We start from the raw sequence: 18,851 nt of genomic DNA, 5'->3' as shown, positions 1-18,851 counted from the left end.
CTCAGTCCCCTCCCCGACCGGCCGCGGCCTTCATGATGAGCCCGGCGATCCGGGCCGCCTCGGCGCTGGCATGGCCGCCGGGCACGTTCTCCAGCATGACGCAGACCGCGGAGACCGCCTCACCCTTCTCGTTGTAGGCGAACCCGATGAACCAGCCGTGCGGGTCGGCGCCCTCGGCGTTCTGGGCCGTACCGGTCTTGCCGCCGACCTCGAAGCCGCTGATCTTGGCCTTCTTGCCGGTGCCGTTCTTGACGACGCTGACCATCATCTCCTTGAGATCGGAGGCGACGGACTCGTTGACCGGCGTACGCAGGGTCTTGGGGGTGGCGTTGTAGATCGACCGGCGGTCGGGGCTGAGCAGCTGCTGCACCAGGTAGGGCCGCTGCTGCTTGCCGCCGTTGGCCACCGTGGCCGCGATGAGCGCGCCCTGCAACGGCGTCATCCGCACGTCGCGCTGGCCGATCGACGACTGGGCCAGGGCGCCCTTGTCGACGCTCCCGTCCGGGTTGGCGATCTTGCCGGTGTCGCTGGCCGCCACCGGCAGGCCGTCGCCCTCGAGGTTGCCGACCTTGAGGCTGTCGTCCTCGAAGCCGAACGCCTTCGCCGCCGCCAGCACCTTGTCACGGCCCAGCGTGACGCCGAGCTTGGCGAAGCCGGTGTTGCAGCTCTCGGTCAGCGCCTCGTTGAGGGTCACCTGGCCGCCGGGGCAGACCTCGTCCTCGGCGTTGCGGATGACTGCGCCGCTCTCCTCGTACCTGCTGCCGGCCGGGATCTCGGTGTCCTGGTTGTAGCCGTTCTGCAGGGCGGACGCCGCGACGATCACCTTGAACGTGGAGCCGGGCGGCAGCGTCTCCTGCGTGGCCCGGTTCAGCAGCGGCTGGTCCTCGTCCTTGTTGAGCTTGTTGTACGCGGCCGAGGCGGCCTTCTCGTCGTGGCTGACCAGCGGGTTCGGGTCGTAGCTGGGGATCGAGACCATGGCCTGCACCGCGCCGGTGCGCGGGTCGATCGCGACCGCCGCGCCCTTCTGCACGTCGCGCTGGTTGTTGAGCAGCTGCTTGTACGCCGTCTCCTGCGCGCTCGGGTTCAGCGTCAGCACGACATTGCCGCCACCGGTGTCGTTGCCGGTGAACATGTCTTTCACCCGGTCGGCGAACAGCTTGTCGCTCTCACCCGAGAGGAAGTCGTTCTCGCTGTTCTCGATGCCCGTGGCGGCCAGGCCCACCGGCCGGTAGCCGAGCACCGGCGCGTAGACCTCCTTCTTGGGGTACACGCGCAGGTATTTCAGGGTGTCGTCGGTGACCTTGTTGGTGGCCAGGCCGATGCCGCCGGCCTCGATCACGCCGCGCGGGCGCTCGTACTGCGCCACCACGACACGGCGGTTGTACTCGTTCGTGCGGTACGCGTCGGCCTTGTAGGCCTGCACCCAGTTGAGGTTGGCGAACAGCAGGCCGAAGAGGACGAGGATGACCACGCCGGCCCGGCGAAGGGGTGCGTTCACGGCTTGATCACCTCCGTCATGGCGCCGTGGAGCTGGGTGGGGGCTTTCTTCGGTCCGCCGGGGCGGTCGACGCCGCCTCCGCTCGCCGCGGGCCCCCGGGCCGCGTTGGAGATTCTCAAGAGCATCGCGATCAACAACCAGTTCGCCATCAGCGACGAGCCACCCGCCGACAGGAACGGCGTGGTCTGGCCCGTGAGCGGAATCAGTCCGGTGATGCCACCAAGGATGACGAAGACCTGCAAACCGAGGGTGAACGCCAGGCCGCCGGCGACCAGCTTGCCGAACGAGTCCCGCACGGCCAGGCCGGCCCGCAGGCCCCGCTCGACGATCAGCAGGTAGATCACCAGCAGCGCGGAGAGGCCGAACAGGCCGATCTCCTCACCCATGCCGGCGAAGATGAAGTCGGTGCGCACCTCGGGCACGAAGCCCGGCGATCCCGATCCCGGCCCGGAGCCGAACAGCCCGCCCGTGCCGAGCGCGAGCAGGCCCTGCACCAGCTGATAGCTGCCGCCCACCCGGTCGTAGTTCTCCGTCGCGAACGGCTCGAGCCACACCTCGGCCCGGTCGTAGAAGTTCGCGAACGGGCCGCCGACCGAGGCGCCCAGCAGGTAGGCCAGGTAGACGCCGCCGAAGAACAGCAGCAGACCGATGATCAGCCAGCTGGCCCGCTCGGTCGCCACGTAGAGCGTGACGACGAACAGGCCGAAGTAGAGCAGCGCGGTGCCCAGGTCTTTCTCGAAGACCAGCACCAGGAGGCTGAGCAGCCACACCGTGACGACCGGGCCCAGGTCGCGCCCGCGCGGGAAGTCGATGCCGAGGAAACGGCGGCTGGCCAGCGAGAGCACTTCCCTCTTGCGGACCAGGTAGTACGCGAAGAACGAGACCAGCGCCAGCTTGGCGAACTCACCGGGCTGGATCGAGAACGAGCCGACCCGGATCCACAGCTTGGCGCCGTTGATCTCGGACAGGCTGGACGGCAGCACGGCCGGGATCATGACGAGCACGATGCCGACCAGGCCCAGGGTGTACGCGTACCGCGACACCACCTTGTGATCTCGCACCACCAGCAGCAGCACCGAGGCCAGGATCAGCGCGGCCAGCGTCCAGGCCAGCTGACGCCCGCCGGTGCCGGCGAAGAAGCCCGGCTCGGGCTCGTTGTTGGCGATCGAGCGGGCCAGGTCGAGCCGGCGCAGGAAGCCCACGCCGAGCCCGTTGACCAGGGCCACAGCGGGGATCAAGACCGGGTCCGCGTACGGCGCGGTGTAGCGCACGACGACATGCAGGCCCAGGAAGAGCACGCTGAGCAGCGCCGCCGGCACCCAGAAGGTCGGCGTGATCTTGTCGAACTGATTCGCCTCGACGATGGCGCCGTACGCCGCGACCAGCGCCATCGCGAACGCGAGCAGACCCAGCTCGGCGTTGCGCTGGGTCTTCATTCCCGGGATACGCGACATCTCACCCGTGGAGCTGGGCGTGGGAGCCGGTACGGCGGGCGCGGTCAAGAGGTATCCCCAGACGTTGTCGAGCCGGAGCTCAGTTGACGGTCCGGCACCCGACCGGATCGACGACCGGGGGCGCGGACTCGGTGACCTGAGCTGACGGCGGGAGAGCGGGTGCGGTGGTGGCGACGCCCGCCGACGCCGGAGCCGTGGGCGCCGGAGTGGTGGGAGCCGCGGCCGCCGCGGCCGCGGTGGTGCACAGCGGCTTCAGGTTCGGGTTCGACGGCTGGTCGACGGTGAGCTCGGTCAGCATGCGCTGGGCGTCCGGCCGGTCCTCGGCGTGGATGCCCTCTTTCACCCTGTCCTGAGCGACCGCGGTCAGGTCGTCGAGCCGGGTCGGGCTGGTCTCGTTCACCGTGGACAGGTCGAGGCCGGCGATCTGCCCCGGCACCCCGCGGAAGATCGCGATCTGACCGGCGTCGGTCGCGCCGACGTAGTACTGGTCCTGGGTGTAACGGTAGCCCAGCCACAGACCACCGCCGAGCACGCCGAGAAGCACGAGCACGAGCAGGCTGGTGCGGACCGGGTGGCCCTTGGGCGCCGGCTCCTCCTGCTGCTGCGGCTCGGGCTGCGGCTGCGCCGGCCGTGGGGCCTGCAGCGCGGCGGCCCGGGAGGCCGGCGTGGAGGCGTCGGCCACCGTGTTGTTGCCCCGGTCGATGGAGGCGGCGCCGCCCACGATGGGCGCCTGCTCGACGATGTCGGCGTCGGTCGCGTCCGCGATCACCACGGTGATGTTGTCGGGACCGCCGCCGCGCAGCGCGAGCTGCACCAGCCGCTCCACGCAGGCCTGCGGGTCGGCGATCTCCCGCATCGTCTGGCCGATCGTGTCGGCGCTGACGACACCGGAGAGGCCGTCGCTGCAGATCAGGTACCGGTCGCCCTTGAGCACCTGGCGGACCGAGTACTCCGGGTCGATGTCCCGGCCGTCGAGGGCCCGGGTCAGCAGCGACCGCTGCGGGTGGCTGCTCGCCTCCTCGGGGCTGACGCGCCCCTCGTCGACGAGCATCTGCACGTAGGTGTCGTCCTTGGTGATCTGGGCGAACTCACCGTTGCGCAGCAGGTAGGCCCGGCTGTCGCCGATGTGCACCATGCCGAACTTGCTGCCCGAGAAGAGGACCGCGGTCAGCGTGGTGCCCATGCCCTCGAGCTGCGGGTTGGCGTCGACGGTGTCACGCAGATGCTGGTTGGCGAGACCGACGGCATGGCGCAGCGCGTCGACCAGGGCGTCACCGGGGACGTCCTCGTCGAGCGGGGCCATCGCGGCGATCACGATATTGGAGGCGACGTCACCGGCGGCCATGCCGCCCATCCCGTCGGCGACAGCAAGCAGCCGCGGCCCGGCGTAGACGGAGTCCTGGTTCAGGTCTCGGATCAGACCGCGGTCGCTCTGAGCGGCGTAGCGCAGGGTCAGGGTCATGGCCGTAACTCGAGTGAGGTGCGCCCGATGCGGATCGGTACGCCAAGGGGGACGGGAGTAGGTCCGGAGACCTTACCGCGGTCGAGGTACGTGCCATTCGTCGAGCCGAGATCCTCGACGAACCACTGACCGTCCCGCGGCACGAGCCGAGCGTGCCGAGCGGAGGCGAAATCGTCGGTGATGATGAGGGTGGAGTCCTCAGCACGACCGATGGTGATAGGTGCCTCACTCAGCGTGATGCGCGTGCCGGCCAGTTGACCGGCGGTCACCACGAGTTGCCGTGCCGCCTTACCGCGCTTGGCCTTCGCCGGCGGCGGACCCGAGGGCACCGTGCCACCCACCCCCCGAGGGCTGGCGACGATGCCCTTGGACCGAACCCCGGCGAAAAGATCCTTACGGATCACCCCCACCACCGTGAACACGAAGATCCACAGAAGGATGAGGAAGCCGAACCGGGCGACGGTGAGGACGAATTCGGGCAAGGTCGCTAGCCGTCCACTCGGAAGGTGAGCGTGGTCGTCCCGAGCTGGATCATGTCGCCCGGGTTCAGAGCCACCGCCGAGACCCGCTGGCCGTTGACCATGGTCCCGTTCGTCGACCCGAGATCGGTCAGCACGACCTGGTTGCCGTCGTAGTCGAGCCGCGCGTGCCGCCGCGAGATGCCGACGTCGGGCAGGCGAAGGTTCGCCTGATCGCCACGGCCGATCACGGTCGAGCCCATCTGGAGCGGGTACGTGCGCCCGTCACCGGAGATGAGACCCACGCTGCCGCGCCCGTTCGGCGCGCCGCCACCACCGTGCTGCTGGTAGCCACCCTGGTCATAGGGCGGGTACTGCGGCCCGGCGTCATAGGCCGGCTGCTGCACCGGGGCAACCTCGCCACCCGTGTAGACCTCGGCGGTCACGCGGAACATGCCCGTGTCGAGCCCGTCCCCGCGCTCGATCTCGACGATCACGTCGCCGTAGACCGTCCAGGCCTGCTCACCGATGAACTCGGCCTGAGACTGGGCCAGCTCCTGGGCCAGCGCGGCGGCATAAGGCGCCAGCCGGCTGTGGTCATAAGGTGAGAGGTCGATCACGTAGCGGTTCGGCACCAGCGTGCGGCCACCGGCCAAGATGGCCTTGTGCGCCTCTGCCTCCCGCTGCATGGCATTCAGAATCTCCACAGGGTGCACGACACCCTTGAACACCTTGGCGAAGGCCCCTTCGACCAGGCCTTCCAATCGCTTCTCAAAGCGCTGCAGCACGCTCACCGGCTCCTCCTCGGCTTCCGAGGACATGATGGTATCCGGCCGTCGCTTGCGCATCTGTAGCTCAAGGACGACCGGCACTTCTGACCCTCGTATGACACCCGTAGACGCCGTGCTAGTCTTCTCGGCGTCACAGGCGATATCAACTCGCATGGTGACCAGCGACAGCGTAGTCTGTCGCAGCTAGTTACAAAAAGGCAGGCCTTAGGGCAGGCCTCATAGCCACGGGGATGTGGCGGAATGGCAGACGCGCACGGTTCAGGTCCGTGTGTCCGAAAGGACGTGGGGGTTCAACTCCCCCCATCCCCACGAGACGCTGGGCGCCTTGTGTTCGCTGAGAAGCGCGAACCGAGGCGCCTCGTCATATCTACCTGGGGGGCGACCCCCCAGACCCCCACGGTGCGGTGGTTGCGGTGGGTGGGGAGGTCGCGGTGGGTGGGTGGGTGTGCTGCCCCGAGTGGGTGAAGTTTCTGGCAGTGAGATTTCTTCAGTCTGAAGTTTTGTGATGGGCCGGCGGCCGCGATGGTCACGATTTGGATTCGCGACCGTGTCGTGGCCCCGGGCGAGTCGCGGGAGCGGGCTGGTTTTGCCTTCCTAGGGGTTTGGGTGGGTCCCGTTGCGACGGCTCACCTGGTTTTGATCGCAAGGGGCTGGGGTCCGCAACCGGGGTTTGGTTGCGGACCCCAGACGCTTGTGATCCCCTCGTCAACCGTCGCAGCGGGACCCACCCAAACCCCAACCACCCCCGAGCCGCAACCGAAACGCCAGGGAGGGTCCCAGCAGCGATGGCCGGGGTCTGGGGCAGAGCCCCAGGAATACAGCCACCGAAGAGAACGCTTAACCCCCCGCTATGCTCGGCGGCGAAATCCGACAGGTGGCCAACCCCCATGGAGCGTGCTGTGACCGCCAACCAGACCATCCATTCGGGCAAGCGCAGCGTCCTGGGCGTCCTGGTCGACATCACCGACTACGCCACAGCCACCCGCCAGATCATCGAGGCCGCCCACGCCCGCCGCCCCTACGCCGTAACGGCCCTGGCCGTACACGGCGTCATGACCGGCGTCGAGGACAAGGCCCACAACGCCCGCCTGAACTCTTTCGACCTGGTGACCCCGGACGGCCAGCCCGTCCGCTGGGCCCTGAACATGATCCACAAGGCCGATCTGGCCGATCGCGTCTACGGCCCCACCCTGACCTTGAAGGTCGTGGAGCAGGCCGCCGCCGACGGCCTACCTATTTATCTGTACGGCTCGACCCAGCCCACCCTGGACCGCCTGGTCCCCGCGCTGGAGACCATGTTCCCCGCGCTCAAGATCGCTGGTGTGGAGCCTTCGAAGTTCCGCACCAACCACCCCGGTGAGGCCGAGGAGATCGCCGAGCGGATCAAGGCCTCCGGCGCCCGTATCGTCCTGGTCGGCCTGGGATGCCCCCGCCAGGAGATCTTCACGTACGCGATGCGTCCGCTTCTCGACATGCCACTTCTGGCCGTCGGCGCCGCGTTCGACTATCACGCCGGCCTGCTCAAGAACCCGCCCGCGTGGATGCAGAAGTACGCCCTGGAGTGGCTCTGGCGTCTGGGACTCGAGCCGAAGCGCCTGTGGAAGCGGTACATCCTGCTCAACCCGGCTTACCTGGCCCGTCTGGCCGCTCAGCGCAGCGGTCTGTGGAAGGCGACCCCGCCCGCTCCGGCCACCGAACCCGTCACGACCTTCGCGGTCTAGGACAAAACGCTCCACTGTGGGCGCTCGGGGATTACCCGCGTGTCGGAGAACACTCCCCTACGGGTGTCGGTCCGGTGATAACCCGGTTTCGCTTCGTGCGCGCCGGGTGAAGGCTGGTCGATGTGAACACCGTTGCGGACCTCATCCTCGCCGGCGCCCTGGTCGCGGTCTGGCTCACCGCCGGGCTGCTGGCCGACAGGTTGTCGGCCGCCCGTTCGGCGCGTGAGCTCCGCCGCCGCGCCGCCACTCTCACCGCGCTGGTCGCGGCCGGCGCTTCGGTGTTCGTCGCCGTCCCGGTCGTGACCGGTCTTCTGCCGGGCGATTCGGCCGCTCCGGCGGCCGCGCTGGCCTCGGCTGTGCCGGCTCTGATCGTGCTCACCGCGAGCCTGCACCGGCTGAGCCGGGTGCGTCGTGGCGCGGGCGCCTTCGCATCGGCGCCGCAGACTCCCGTTCCGCCGGGCCTGCGCGCCGCGGCCGCGCACCCGATGATGTTGGTGCCGCTGCAGGTGACCGCGCTGGCCACGCTGCTCGGGCTGCCGATCGCGGCGCGGGTGGTGGAGGTGCCGGGCGCCGACCTGGCCGGCATCGCGATCACCGTGGTGGGTGTGGCCGTGCTGGCCATCGGTGTCCGGGCCGCTCTGCGGCACAGCCGCCTCAGCGTGCTGGTGATGGCCCCCATGGGGCGCAGCCGGCCGAGGGTCCCGGCCGGCATCCGCTAATTCTTCTTGGCTTCCTGCACGTAGAGCAGCTCGAGGATCGAGCGGGCCGCCTCGAACCAGCGGTCCAGCCAGTCCGACGGCGGCAGCGTGCCCCGGGCCGGCAGCTCCATGAGCAGGCCGCGGAGCAGCGGGTGGTCCGCCATCGACTGCGAACTCGAGTCGGGCCAGCCGCTGGACGGGAAGACCGGCTCGGACAGGCCCTGCAGGTCGAGCGACGGCAGTTTGGCCGCACGGTCGAGCGGGCTGGTCGGCTCGATGCTGTGCGACCGGCCCGGCGACCGGACCGGCAGCCCGGACGAGCTGTCGCTGGTCTCCGAGAGTGAGTCGCGCCTGTTCTGGCGGTACGCGCTGACTCCTCCGCTGAAGCGGTCCTGCGCCGTGGAGGAGGATCCGCTGCTGAGGTTTTCCGAACCGATCGTCATGTGTCTGCCTGCCTCGCTAGCTTTTGGCGGTTCAACGAGGCGGCTGCGGAAATGACTACGGCCGGCTCTCCCGCTCGACGGGAGGGCCGGCCGCGTGGCGACGGGACCGCGAGGTCAGAGGTCGAACTCGCCGTCCTTGGCGCCGCCGACGAACGCGTCCCACTCGGCGGCGGTGAAGATCAGCGCCGGACCGTCCGGGTTCTTGGAGTCGCGCACCGCTATGGCCTCATCCACGAAGGCCACTTCGACGCAGTTGTCGGAGTTGGGGCCGCTGCGCGTGCTCTTGAACCACTGTGCACGGCTCAGATCGAGCCGGAAACCCTTCGATTCGACTTCCACAATGGCTCCTCTACCAGCATTTCAATCATCTCGATGGACTCCTCCGGGTGAAGGGCCGTCGCCTGGATGTTCTCGAAGATGGAGATGTACTTGCCGAGCTCCTCGGCCTTCTCCAGAAACAGTCCGCCGGTCGCGTTGTCGATGTAGACCACGTCCGCGTCCCCCTCCTCTTCGAACTCGAGAATGGCGAACGTGCTGTCCATGCCCGCATGCGCCCCGACCGCGAACGGCAAGATCTGCAAGGTGACGTTCGGCAACCGTGCCGCGTTGATCAATTTTGCCAATTGATCACGCATCACCGCGTCACCACCGACCGGCCGGCTCACCACCGCCTCATCGAGCACCACCCAAAGATCGATCGGATCGTCCTGAATCAATAACGACTGCCGCTCCATCCGGACGCGCACTCGTTGCTTGATTTCCAGGTCGTTGTCCCCCGACCGGGCGGCCCGAATCATCGCAATTGCATACTCTTCGCTCTGCAGTAAACCGGGGATGACCTGCTGTTCGTACGTCCTGATGGACCGGGTCGCCGCCTCGAGTCCCACATAGGCGCCGCTCAAAACCGTTGAAAAGGGATGCCACCACCCCTTTTGCCGCGCTTCTCGGGCAATTTGGACAAGCTCTTGCATCACCGCTGCACTTACGCCATAAATGTCCAACATGGCGGCAACATCAGCAGGCGTGGCGCTGGTATGACCCGTCTCAATACGGGACACTTTGGACGTCGAACACCCGAGTCGCTCGGCCACCATGTCGATCGTGATTCGGGCCGCCTCCCGGTGCCGGCGCAACTCGACCCCGAGCCGGCGGCGGCGAATGGTGGGGCTGCGATGCTGATTCACGAGCACCAGTCTCCCTGTGGATCATTTAATGATTCAAGTTGACGGTCGCCAAGACCAACAATCACGGATGGCTGACATGCAACTTGCATCGATCGAACGCGTAGTGCAATCTTTTCGGTATGGCTCGCGTCACTCTGTCAAGTTGGAGGATGCGACCAAGCGCGGCTCAGTGCAGCGATGCCGAGCCGATTACGCGGTGCCGATCATCGCCGCGTCCGCATTGGACTGATCCACTAGGGATCCTCCCATGGGATCGGTCATCGTGACGGTCCGCAACGCTTTTGGTGATTGGCATCATCGGATGCTTGCATTGGCGTTTCTGCCGTGCACACTTGTTGCTTCCGTGTCAAGGTTCACCCCGAGACGATTACAGGGCAGGAGTTGACGTGTTACCTCGGTCCGGTGATGTCATACACGTGACAAAGGCGGCCAGCGTCCAGTTCGCGGCGCCGATGCTCTTCCGTGTCATCCGGGTCCATGACTGGCCCACGTACGAGGGCTGGATCTGGCTGGACGGTTACGAGCTCAACCCCTCGGGAGACGCGGTCGAGCGACGATCCATCTTCGTCCAGGTCAGCGGCCTTCGCGCCGTCGGCAAGGCGCCCGACCCCCGGGCGCGCAACGGCCGGCAGCCGGGCCTCGGAAGCGGCGTGATCCAGTCGCGGGCGGCGCGTGCCAATCGGTGAGCCGTCACTGACCGTCGGTGTCGGCGCCCTGCGTGGCGCCGGTGGTCGCGGTCGTGGTCGGTACGGTCGTCGTGCCCTGCGCGGCGACCAGGAGCGTGACGACAGTGTCCGGTGGTACCTCCTGCCCCTCCGCCGGGTCACTGTCGAACACGGTCCCCGCCGGCGCGTCCACCACGCGGTAGATGATCCGGTAGTTCAGGCCGGTCGCGTTCAGCGCCGACTGGGCCGCCGGCAACGCCAGACCGCGTAACGCGGGCACCGTGACCTCGGTGTCGGTCGGATCGGTGGTGCCCGTAGTGGGCGCCGTCGTCGTCGTGGTCGGCGCCGTGCTCGGCGTGGTGGTCTCCGTGGTCGCGCTCGCCGTCGTGGTGGCGGCGCGTGTCGGCGCGGCTGCCGAGGTCGTCGCCGCCGGCGCCGGCGTGTCGTCACTGTCGTCGTTCTGCACGATCACATAAATCGCCCAGCCCAGGACGCCGAGCAGCAGCAGCGCGATGATGCCGACCACGATCGGCATCCACCAGCGGTCCCGGCCGCGCGGCTCGGCGTCGGCCGCGGCCCAGTCGACCTCCGGATATCCCCGGCCCGGCTGCGGCGCGCGCACCTCGGCCCGCCCCGACCAGGCCGGATTGGCCCGGCTGGGCGCCCAGTCGTCGGCCGGCATGACGGCGGTCGGCTTGTCGTCCTTGATGGCCGGCACCGTCCGTACGTCATCAAGCGTGTCGTCCGCCCGGGTGCCTCCGGAAAGGGTGTCCTCGTCCGACGGCGGAGGCACCGAGGCAGTGGCCTTCGCGGTCCCCGCGTCGGTTTCCTCCACAGCGGGCAGGTCGAGCTTGGTCTCGTCGTCGACGGCAGGCTTCTCCGGGCCCGGGGCGTCCTCGGGCGCGGGCTCACCGGGCCGCTTCTCGTCGGACATCAGCCACTCCTCAGGCTCCTCAGGCTAGGTCACCCGCAGGGGTCAACGTATCGAATCTTGGGGGACGTGTCTGGCCTCCGCGGGACAAACACACCAGCTCGGCCCGGGTGAAACGGCCATCCGTGCGGTTACCGACGGATTAGCAGGCATCGGCGCTTACCGCTACAGTGCCCGGCATGGCCGACAAACGGGCCGGCGACAGGGCCGACGATGGCTGGATCGTGCGGGTGGCCACCGCTGCCGGAGTGGCGGCGGGCGCCGGCGCCGCCCAGCTGGGCCTGGGCTACGGCCTGGGCGTGGTGGTGTGGCCGAGCGCCACGACACCGGACGACAGCGTCTGGCTCGGCAGTCTCGGCTGGGCCACATGGATCACCGCGAGCGCCACGGTCTTCGGCGCGGTCATCGGCAGCCGGGTCCGAGGTGGTCCGGGTCCGCGGACCCCCGGCGCTTGGCGTTTCGCCCTGGCCGCCTGCGCGGCCCTGGGCGCCCTGGTGACGGTCGCGCTGATCGCGCTTCCGGCTCGTTCGGCCGTACGCCCGGACACCTTCACGCCACAAGTGATCGCCGGCGGCTACGCCGCGATCGGCCTGCTCCTGGGCCTGATAGTGGCCTTCTGGGCGGTCTCCTCGACACCAGTGGCGGCAAACCTGATCGCCACCACGGTCTGGCTCTGGGCACTGCCGATCGCCGCCGTCATCGTCGAACTGGCCACAAACCGCACCTCGGCCACCTATCTGACAAGCTGGCAGTTCGCCGAGGTGGCTTCAAGCGGCCGCTACGGCGCCATCTTCTGGCCGAGCGCCCTGCTCACACTGACCGCCGCCTTCCTGATCGGCGCCATAGCCGTAGCCCCCGCCGCCCGCCGAGGCGACCTGAGCGCCGCCGCCGCCACCTCCGGCGCGGCCGGCCCGCTCCTGGTCGCCTTCGCCTTCCTGGCCCTGGCCCCCCGCTTGACCGGCGCCCTGGGCCCGATCGAGTCGGCCTACTTGATCGCCCCCTACGCGGTCCTCACCGGCTTGGCCGGTTCCGCTCTGACCGTCGCCGCCGCCCGCTCCACAGCAAACCGCCGAGCCGGCCGCGCCGCCGCGGTCCCGATGACACCGCGCCCCAGCCACCCCGAGTCAACGGAGGCGCCCGAGGAGGCCACTCCCACCGCAGCATCCGCGGCCACCCGAACCGCACCGCACCGCCTCGCCCCCACCGCAACATCCAGCGTCGCTCCGGCTACTTCCGCCGTGCCCGCCGCTTCCGCTGGGCCCACCGCGTCCACTACCTCCGCCGGGCCCACCGCGTCCGCTGCACCCGCTGCAACCACTGCCTCCGCAAGGCCCGAGTCGTCCGCTGCGTCCGCGCCAACTCCGGCTTCCTCTGGCCAGCCGGCCAAGGCGAAGAGCCGACTGTTCGGCCGTTCGAAGGTCCCCGCCCAGGCCACCTCCCAAGCGGACAAATCGCCCGAGGCGCCGGGCGTAGAGCAGCCGAAGGCCGCGGCCGCGCCGACAGCCCAGGAGCAGCCCGCCGCAAAAGTTCCCGACCGGCCCGCCGCAGGGGTGCCCGACCGGCCGACCGCAAAGGCGGCCGAGCGGCCGACCGCAAAGGCGGCCGAGCGGCCGACCGCAAAGGCGGCCGAGCGAGCGACCGAGAAGCTCGATCCCGCCGACGAGAAGACGGCGGAGATCAGGACGCCCGGCAATGCTCCGGTGGTGGACCCGGAGATCGCGGCCGCCGCCCGCCCGACACGTCCCCGGCCCACGAAGAAGGCTGCTCCGAAGTCGACGGTCGCACCGCCACCGTCCACACCGACCATTGCTCAAATCAACCCAAAGCCCCCAACCGGGGCATAAGTACCACTCTGGCGCCGCGACGCCCCAGCTCGGAATTTCGGCGGCAGGGCGCCCAGGCGTAGGCGAGGGCTTTCACTGCCGGAATATGCATCAGTGACGCTGCCTGGTGGGTTGATGTTGTTGGGCACGGTGCACCGGTCACGTGCTGGGCCAGGTATGGACGGGCGTATTGGTCTGCTGCAACGTCCAGTAGCGGTGCAGCATCTCGCGTAGGGCGGCCGGGCGGGTGAGGCCTCGGCCCTGGGCGTGACGTACGTAATCGGTCTGCCATGTGGCTCCGTTGCGGGCCAGGCGGCAGCGATCGTCGATCACGGTGAGCAGGCGGTCGCGCAGGGACGGGTCCACGCCGTAGAGGTCCAGGCCCGCGTGCGCCTTCGGCAGCAGGACCGAGCGCACCAGGTCGGTGACCGCGATCTCGCCCTGGCCGGGCCATGTCATCGTCGCCTCGATGCCGGCCCGGGCGCCGGCGTGGAAGTTGTCGCGGGCCGCGGCGAAGGGCAGGCGTGACCAGATCGGGCGTTCCTCCTCGGCCAACTGGCGGACCACGCCGAAGTAGAAGGCCGCGTTGGCCAGCAGGTCGATCAGGGTGGGGCCGGATGGCAGCACCCGGTTCTCCACCCGCAGGTGGGGGCGCCCGTCGGTGATGTCGTAGACCGGGCGGTTCCACCGGTAGACCGTGCCGTTGTGCAGGCGCAGCTCACCCAGGTGCGGCACCCCGCCGGCTCGCAGCACCTCGAACGGGTCTTCCTGCTCGAGGATCGGCAGCAGGGGCGGGAAGAAGGTGACGTTCTCCTCGAACAGGTCGAAGACCGACGTGATCCATCGTTCGCCGAACCACACCCGCGGCCGTACGCCCTGGGTCTTGAGTTCGTCGGGTCGCGTGTCCGTGGCCTGCTCGAAGAGGGCGATCCGGGTTTCCGCCCACAGCCTCCGCCCGTACAGGAAAGGCGAATTTGCCCCTATGGCAACCTGCGGGCCGGCGATGGCCTGGGAGGCGTTCCAGAAGCGGTGGAAGCGGTCCGGTGGCACCTGGAGGTGGAACTGCACGCTGGTGCAGGCGGCCTCGGGGGTGATCGAGTCGCTGACGCTCTGCAACCGTTCGACGCCGTGGATGTCGACGCGGAACTGCTCGCCGCGGGCGCCGGCCATCTCGTCGTTGAGCAGGCGGTAGCGCTCGTTGGCGGAGAGGTTGTCGAGCACCAGGTCGGCGGGGGTGAGGGTGGGCAGCATGCCGATCATCACGAGGCGGCAGTCGGCTTTGGCGGCGGCACGGTCGAGGCTGTCGCGGAGGGCCTGTTCGTAGTCGGCGAGACCGCAGCCCCTGATCAGGCGGGGTGGGGCGTTGAGTTCGAGGTTGAACTGGCCCAGCTCGGTCTGGAAGGCCGGGTCGTCGAGGCGGGCCAGCACTTCGGCGTTGCGCATGGCCGGCCCGGCGTCCGCGTCGATCAGGTTGATCTCGATCTCGAGGCCGGTCATCCCGTCCCGTGAGGCGAAGGCGCCCTGGTCGAGCATCTGAGCGAACGCGTCCAGGCAGTGCCGCACTTTGTGTCTGTACTGCACGCGATCTTGGGGTGCGAAACCCACTTGCCCTCCCGGCACGGCCAGGGATGAAACGGACGTCGATCACCACTCTGTGAGCGAACCTGTACGCCCGGTCCACCTTGCCATCTCGGCGGGAGGTAACACCAGTAAACACAGAGCCGCCGTCCTGACATGCGGACGGCGGCTCTCAAGTAGACGATCAGGCGCGGCGTACGGCCTCGCCCTCGATCTCGATCTTGATCTTCTTGCTGACCATGACCCCGCCGCTCTCGAGGGCCATGTTCCAGGTCAGGCCCCAGTCCTCACGGTCGATCTCGGTGTGCGCGCTGAAACCGAAGACCGACTGGCCGTACGGGCTGGTGCCGGCACCCTCGAACTCGACGACCAGCTCGACCGGCTTGGTGACGCCCTTGATGGTGAGCTCACCGTCGAGGACGAACTCGGCGCCCGCGTGGCTCTTGATGCCGGTGCTGCGGAACTCGAGAGTCGGGTACTTCTCCGACTCGAAGAAGTCGCCGCTGCGCAGGTGGTTGTCGCGGTCGACCTGGCCGGTCTCGATGCTGGCGGCGTTGATCGACGCGGTGACGGAGGACTGCAGCGGGTCCTCGGCGATCGTGATGACGGCGCTGGCCTCGGCGAACTGGCCGCGAACCTTGCTGACCATGAGGTGTCGTGCCACAAACCCGACGCGCTTGTGCGCCGCATCCAGGTCATAGGTGCCGGCGGCGGGGATCTGGAGACCCTCGAAGGCGCGAGTGCTGGCGACGGACTCGGTCATGACAATTCCTTCTCTCGAGCACTGGACGTTCGGTGTTTGTGTGACACAGCAACTATATGCCAAGCAATATTCCACGTGTCAAGTGCCGTGTATCATGGGCACGTGAGTACGAACCTGGATGACCCCCGCTTCACCGCCTACGGGCTGTTCGCCGAGGCGTTCACGGGGCTGACCAATCGTTTCGCCGCCCAGTTCGAGGAACACCGCCTCTCGGCCGTCGAGTTCGAGGTGCTGATGAGGCTCGCGCGCTCCCCTGGCCACCGGCTCCGCATGACCGACCTTGCCGGTCAGACCTCCCTCTCCACCAGTGGTGTCACCCGCGTCGTCGACCGGATGGACCGCGACGGCCTGGTCCGCCGCGAGGCCTGTGCCACCGACCGCCGCAGCTCGTACGCGGTGATCACCGACCTCGGCCGGCAGCGGCTCGACGAGGTGCTTCCCGGGCACATGGAGCTGCTCCAGCAGTGGTTCATCGGGCAGCTCAGCCCGGCCGAGCTCGATGGGCTGATGGCCTCGCTCCGCCGAATCCGCGACGCGGTCAACCCGTGTGCCACGGCCGGCAGCGCGGACAGCGAGGAACCCGCCGCAGCCGCCTGATCACGGCCGGTGGCAGCGCCGGGGATCAACCGGCAGAACTACCGGCAGGATCGGGCGACGCGGTGACCAAAAGGGACAAATCTCCCCGGTTTTGCAGCGCCGCGCGGCTACTGTGATCGCGCAGGGGGATGCGGCGCGACCGAGGCGCGTGCGGGGCTGACGGGGGAGCTTCGTTCTCGCCGCGTAACTGGTGGGGCGTTGCGACGGCCGGCGCGTGGGGGGCACGATCGCCGGCCGTCGCCGCCCCTCCTCCGTCAGAAAAGATCGCCGAGTCCGTCAGAAAAGGTCGCCGAGCCGCTCGCGGTCGCGGGCGAGCAGCGTGATCCCGCCGGTGCGGCACAGGTCTCGCAGGCGCTGATCGGCCGCCTCCCGCTCCTCGGCGTTCGGCGTGCTCACGATCAGGCCGACCAGGGCCTCGACCGTGTCTCGAGGATCATGGCCGCCGTCGTACGCCTCGACAGCCGCCGAAAAGCACTCGGCCGCCCTCTTGTTCTCGCCTCGCCGCAACGCGATCGCCGCCTCCACGACCGCGGCCGGTCCGTCCGGCGGTTGATCACCCTCGGGGCGAAGCTGATCGAGCACCGCGCTCGCCTCGTCCACGAGACCCGACTCGGCCAGCGCCTGTCCGATCGTCGCGAGCAGCCGCCGCCGATGGTTCGGGTCGCCGACCTCGATCAGCTCGGTCATCGCGCTGCGTCCCAGCCGCTCGGCCTCCTCGGGGCGCCCGTCCAGGCGGGCCACCTCGGCCAGGTTGGCCAGCGCCACCGCACGCAACCGGAGCTCGCCGCACGCACCGGCCAGCTCGTCCACCGCGGCCAGCCGGCGCCGCGCGGCCGGCAGATCACCCTCGCGAATCTCGTGCCACGTCAGGTTGTTCTCGGCGATGGCGATCTCCCTCGTACGGCCACCGCGGCGCGCCAGAAGCAGCGCCGCCTCGCCGTGCCGGCGCGCCTCACCGAACCCGCCGGTGGTCATCCACAGGGACGCGAGCTGGGTGTGCGCGGTGAGCTGGCCGGCCGACGAGCCGAGCCGCTCGAACTCCTCCAGCGCCGCGGCCGCCGAGCCGATCTCCTCCGCGCCGGCGCCGTGCTCGAGCGCGAGCTGGGCCAGACCGATGCGCGCCCACGCCCGCACGGCCGGATCGGCGTCGGCCGTACGAGGGTCATCGACGAGCCGGCGCAACCATTGCCGCCCCGTGACGTCGCGTCCGCGGAACCGCCACCAGCGCGGAAGCGCGGCCGCGATCCGCAGCGCGGTGTGCGGGTCCTCCCCGGCCGCGAAGACCAGGGCCGAGCCCAGGTCGCCGGCCACGCTGTCGAGACGGTCGGCGGCCTCGGCCAGCCGGACGCCGATCAGGTCGGGCGCCGTGCGCTGCGCGAGGTCGGCCAGGGCCAGTGCGTGCCGCCGCCGGGCCTCGGTCAGCTCGCCCTCGGCCGCGGCCCGCTCGGCCGCGAAGTCACGCACGACGTCGAGCAGCCGGAACCGGAAGGCCCGGCGGCCGCGCACGCTGAGCAGGCCCAGCTCGAGCAGCCGGTCGAGCAGGTGGACCACATCCGCGTGATCTTCGCCGATCAACTGCTCGGCCAGCTCGAGCGACCAGCGGTAGCGGAACATCGCGAGCCGGCGCAGCGCCCGCTGCTCGTCGGCGTCGAGCAGCCGGTAGCTCGCGGCCACGGCCTCCCGCAGCGACACCACGGTCTCGCGGGCGGGCAGCCCGGAGCCGGGCCGATCGAGGTCGAGCACGCGATCGCCGTACCGGTCGAGGATCTCGGGAACGGTCAGCACGCGACCACGGGCGGCGGCCAACTCGATCGCGAGCGGCAGCCCGCCGAGACGGCGGACGAGGGCGGCCAGCGGCGCGACCTCGTCGGCCTCCAGCTGACGGCCCAGGCGTTCCAGGAAAAGACCGACCGCGGGGTACGCCGACACGTCCAGCATGGCGTTGGTGATCTCGGGCGGCGGGGCGGTCAGCGGGGCGACCGGCCACACCCGCTCCGACCGCAGGCCGACGGGGTGGCGGCCGGTGGCGATGAAGCGCAGCTCGGGCAGCCGTTCGAGCAGGCGGGCGAGGCTCTCGGCGGCGGCCTCGGGCGAACGCTCGACCGCGTCGACGAACAACAGTGCGGGCCGGCCGCCGAGCCGCTCGCGCAGGTCGTCGGGGCGGCCGACACCGAACTCGGCGGCGATGCTGCCGAGCATCTCGCCGACCGTGCTGCCGTCGGTGATGACGACGCCGGCCACACCGCCGGGATAGGCGCGGGCGACCTGGCGGGCGACCACGAAGGCGAGGCTGGTCTTGCCGACGCCGGCGATGCCGACCAGGGTGAGGCCGCGCGGGCCGTCGGGGTCGGTGAGCAGGGCGTCCAGCTCGGCGATCTCGTCGTCGCGGCCGATCAGCTCGACCGTCTGCGACACCCGCAGGAAGCCGGTCGGCGGCGTCGGCGGCTCCTCAGTGGACTGGCCGCGGGCCGCGGCCAGGAACGACTCGCGCTCGGCGCCGGCCAGGCTCAGCGCGGCCGCCAGCAGCTCGGCCGTCGTGCGCTGGGGCCGGGAGGCCCGGCCCCGCTCCAGATCGCGGACGGTCCGGACGCCGATGGCGGCGCGGGTGGCCAGCTCCTCCTGGGTCAGCTTGGCGGTGAGCCGATGGCGGCGCAGCACGGCCGCGAAGCCGGATCCGGTCCGGTCGTCCGCGTCATCAGCCGCCATGGGACCGAACCTATGCAGGGATTTCGGCTCTCGCGAGCAGAGATCCGCTCTTGTCGGAAAGCGGACGCTACGACAAGAC

Annotated in this window: 17 protein-coding genes and 1 tRNA gene; 6 read left to right on the top strand and 12 right to left on the bottom strand. The window is 69.5% G+C overall.

Going from position 1 to position 18,851, the window contains the following annotated elements:
* Position 1: 1 nt before the first annotated feature.
* The 5 genes from CRP55_RS38240 to CRP55_RS38220 all read right to left on the bottom strand — a co-directional run bounded on the left by CRP55_RS38240 (position 2) and on the right by CRP55_RS38220 (position 5,693).
* Entirely contained in the window at positions 2-1,498 is a 1,497-nt protein-coding gene (locus tag CRP55_RS38240) for a peptidoglycan D,D-transpeptidase FtsI family protein (RefSeq protein WP_097326889.1), read from the bottom strand.
* Complete coding sequence (locus CRP55_RS38235) at positions 1,495-2,952, bottom strand: FtsW/RodA/SpoVE family cell cycle protein (protein ID WP_179855513.1); 1,458 nt, start codon at positions 2,950-2,952, stop codon at positions 1,495-1,497. Before CRP55_RS38235 ends, CRP55_RS38240 begins: the two co-directional genes overlap by 4 nt.
* A 79-nt stretch (positions 2,953-3,031) precedes the next feature.
* Positions 3,032-4,414, bottom strand: a complete 1,383-nt coding sequence (locus tag CRP55_RS38230; protein ID WP_097326887.1) for a PP2C family protein-serine/threonine phosphatase — start codon at positions 4,412-4,414, stop codon at positions 3,032-3,034.
* Positions 4,411-4,896 (bottom strand): FHA domain-containing protein FhaB/FipA, encoded by a 486-nt coding sequence (locus CRP55_RS38225; RefSeq protein WP_097326886.1) that lies wholly within the window; start codon positions 4,894-4,896, stop codon positions 4,411-4,413. The genes CRP55_RS38230 and CRP55_RS38225 overlap by 4 nt, the downstream gene beginning before the upstream one ends.
* 5 nt (positions 4,897-4,901) lie before the next feature.
* Positions 4,902-5,693 (bottom strand): FHA domain-containing protein, encoded by a 792-nt coding sequence (locus tag CRP55_RS38220; protein ID WP_097326989.1) that lies wholly within the window; start codon positions 5,691-5,693, stop codon positions 4,902-4,904.
* Between the two features lie 196 nt (positions 5,694-5,889).
* Here CRP55_RS38220 and CRP55_RS38215 point away from each other — a divergent pair.
* The 3 genes from CRP55_RS38215 (at position 5,890) to CRP55_RS38205 (ending at position 8,103) form a co-directional block, all read left to right on the top strand.
* Positions 5,890-5,972, top strand: a tRNA-Leu gene (locus tag CRP55_RS38215).
* A gap of 608 nt (positions 5,973-6,580) precedes the next feature.
* Positions 6,581-7,384, top strand: coding sequence for a WecB/TagA/CpsF family glycosyltransferase (locus tag CRP55_RS38210; protein ID WP_245923639.1), 804 nt, complete (start codon positions 6,581-6,583; stop codon positions 7,382-7,384).
* Between the two features lie 122 nt (positions 7,385-7,506).
* The gene (locus CRP55_RS38205; protein WP_097326884.1) at positions 7,507-8,103 is read left to right on the top strand and encodes a hypothetical protein; all 597 of its coding nucleotides are present in this window, start codon (positions 7,507-7,509) and stop codon (positions 8,101-8,103) included.
* On the opposite strand, the gene CRP55_RS38200 is transcribed toward CRP55_RS38205, so the two are convergent.
* The 3 genes from CRP55_RS38200 to CRP55_RS38190 form a co-directional block, all read right to left on the bottom strand.
* The gene (locus tag CRP55_RS38200) at positions 8,100-8,525 is read right to left on the bottom strand and encodes a hypothetical protein (RefSeq protein ID WP_097326883.1); all 426 of its coding nucleotides are present in this window, start codon (positions 8,523-8,525) and stop codon (positions 8,100-8,102) included. The genes CRP55_RS38205 and CRP55_RS38200 overlap by 4 nt on opposite strands.
* A gap of 114 nt (positions 8,526-8,639) precedes the next feature.
* Entirely contained in the window at positions 8,640-8,864 is a 225-nt protein-coding gene (locus tag CRP55_RS38195) for a DUF397 domain-containing protein (RefSeq protein WP_097326882.1), read from the bottom strand.
* Positions 8,828-9,709, bottom strand: coding sequence for a helix-turn-helix domain-containing protein (locus tag CRP55_RS38190; protein ID WP_097326988.1), 882 nt, complete (start codon positions 9,707-9,709; stop codon positions 8,828-8,830). Before CRP55_RS38190 ends, CRP55_RS38195 begins: the two co-directional genes overlap by 37 nt.
* Positions 9,710-10,095: 386 nt before the next feature.
* On the opposite strand from CRP55_RS38190, the gene CRP55_RS38185 reads away from it, so the two are divergent.
* Complete coding sequence (locus tag CRP55_RS38185; protein WP_097326881.1) at positions 10,096-10,395, top strand: hypothetical protein; 300 nt, start codon at positions 10,096-10,098, stop codon at positions 10,393-10,395.
* Positions 10,396-10,399: 4 nt separating this feature from the next.
* Here CRP55_RS38185 and CRP55_RS38180 read toward each other — a convergent pair whose 3' ends face one another.
* The gene (locus CRP55_RS38180) at positions 10,400-11,308 is read right to left on the bottom strand and encodes a PASTA domain-containing protein (protein ID WP_097326880.1); all 909 of its coding nucleotides are present in this window, start codon (positions 11,306-11,308) and stop codon (positions 10,400-10,402) included.
* A gap of 176 nt (positions 11,309-11,484) precedes the next feature.
* On the opposite strand from CRP55_RS38180, the gene CRP55_RS38175 reads away from it, so the two are divergent.
* On the top strand, positions 11,485-13,149 hold the full coding sequence (locus CRP55_RS38175; protein WP_097326987.1) for a Hansenula MRAKII killer toxin-resistant protein 1: 1,665 nt from the start codon (positions 11,485-11,487) through the stop codon (positions 13,147-13,149).
* Positions 13,150-13,287: 138 nt separating this feature from the next.
* On the opposite strand, the gene CRP55_RS38170 is transcribed toward CRP55_RS38175, so the two are convergent.
* The gene (locus CRP55_RS38170) at positions 13,288-14,748 is read right to left on the bottom strand and encodes a glutamate-cysteine ligase family protein (protein ID WP_438865843.1); all 1,461 of its coding nucleotides are present in this window, start codon (positions 14,746-14,748) and stop codon (positions 13,288-13,290) included.
* Between the two features lie 142 nt (positions 14,749-14,890).
* Positions 14,891-15,469: a YceI family protein gene (locus tag CRP55_RS38165; RefSeq protein WP_097326878.1), complete on the bottom strand. Its 579-nt coding sequence runs from the start codon at positions 15,467-15,469 to the stop codon at positions 14,891-14,893.
* Positions 15,470-15,571: 102 nt separating this feature from the next.
* Here CRP55_RS38165 and CRP55_RS38160 point away from each other — a divergent pair, with 102 nt between their 5' ends.
* On the top strand, positions 15,572-16,066 hold the full coding sequence (locus tag CRP55_RS38160; protein ID WP_097326877.1) for a MarR family winged helix-turn-helix transcriptional regulator: 495 nt from the start codon (positions 15,572-15,574) through the stop codon (positions 16,064-16,066).
* Between the two features lie 276 nt (positions 16,067-16,342).
* On the opposite strand, the gene CRP55_RS38155 is transcribed toward CRP55_RS38160, so the two are convergent.
* Positions 16,343-18,772, bottom strand: a complete 2,430-nt coding sequence (locus CRP55_RS38155) for an ATP-binding protein (RefSeq protein ID WP_097326876.1) — start codon at positions 18,770-18,772, stop codon at positions 16,343-16,345.
* Between the last annotated feature and the right edge of the window lie 79 nt (positions 18,773-18,851).

Origin of the sequence: Paractinoplanes atraurantiacus (assembly GCF_900215205.1) — a bacterium.
Lineage (GTDB): Bacteria > Actinomycetota > Actinomycetes > Mycobacteriales > Micromonosporaceae > Actinoplanes > Actinoplanes atraurantiacus.
Note: the sequence above shows the minus strand (reverse complement) of the source record. Positions and strands in the feature narration are given on the sequence as shown.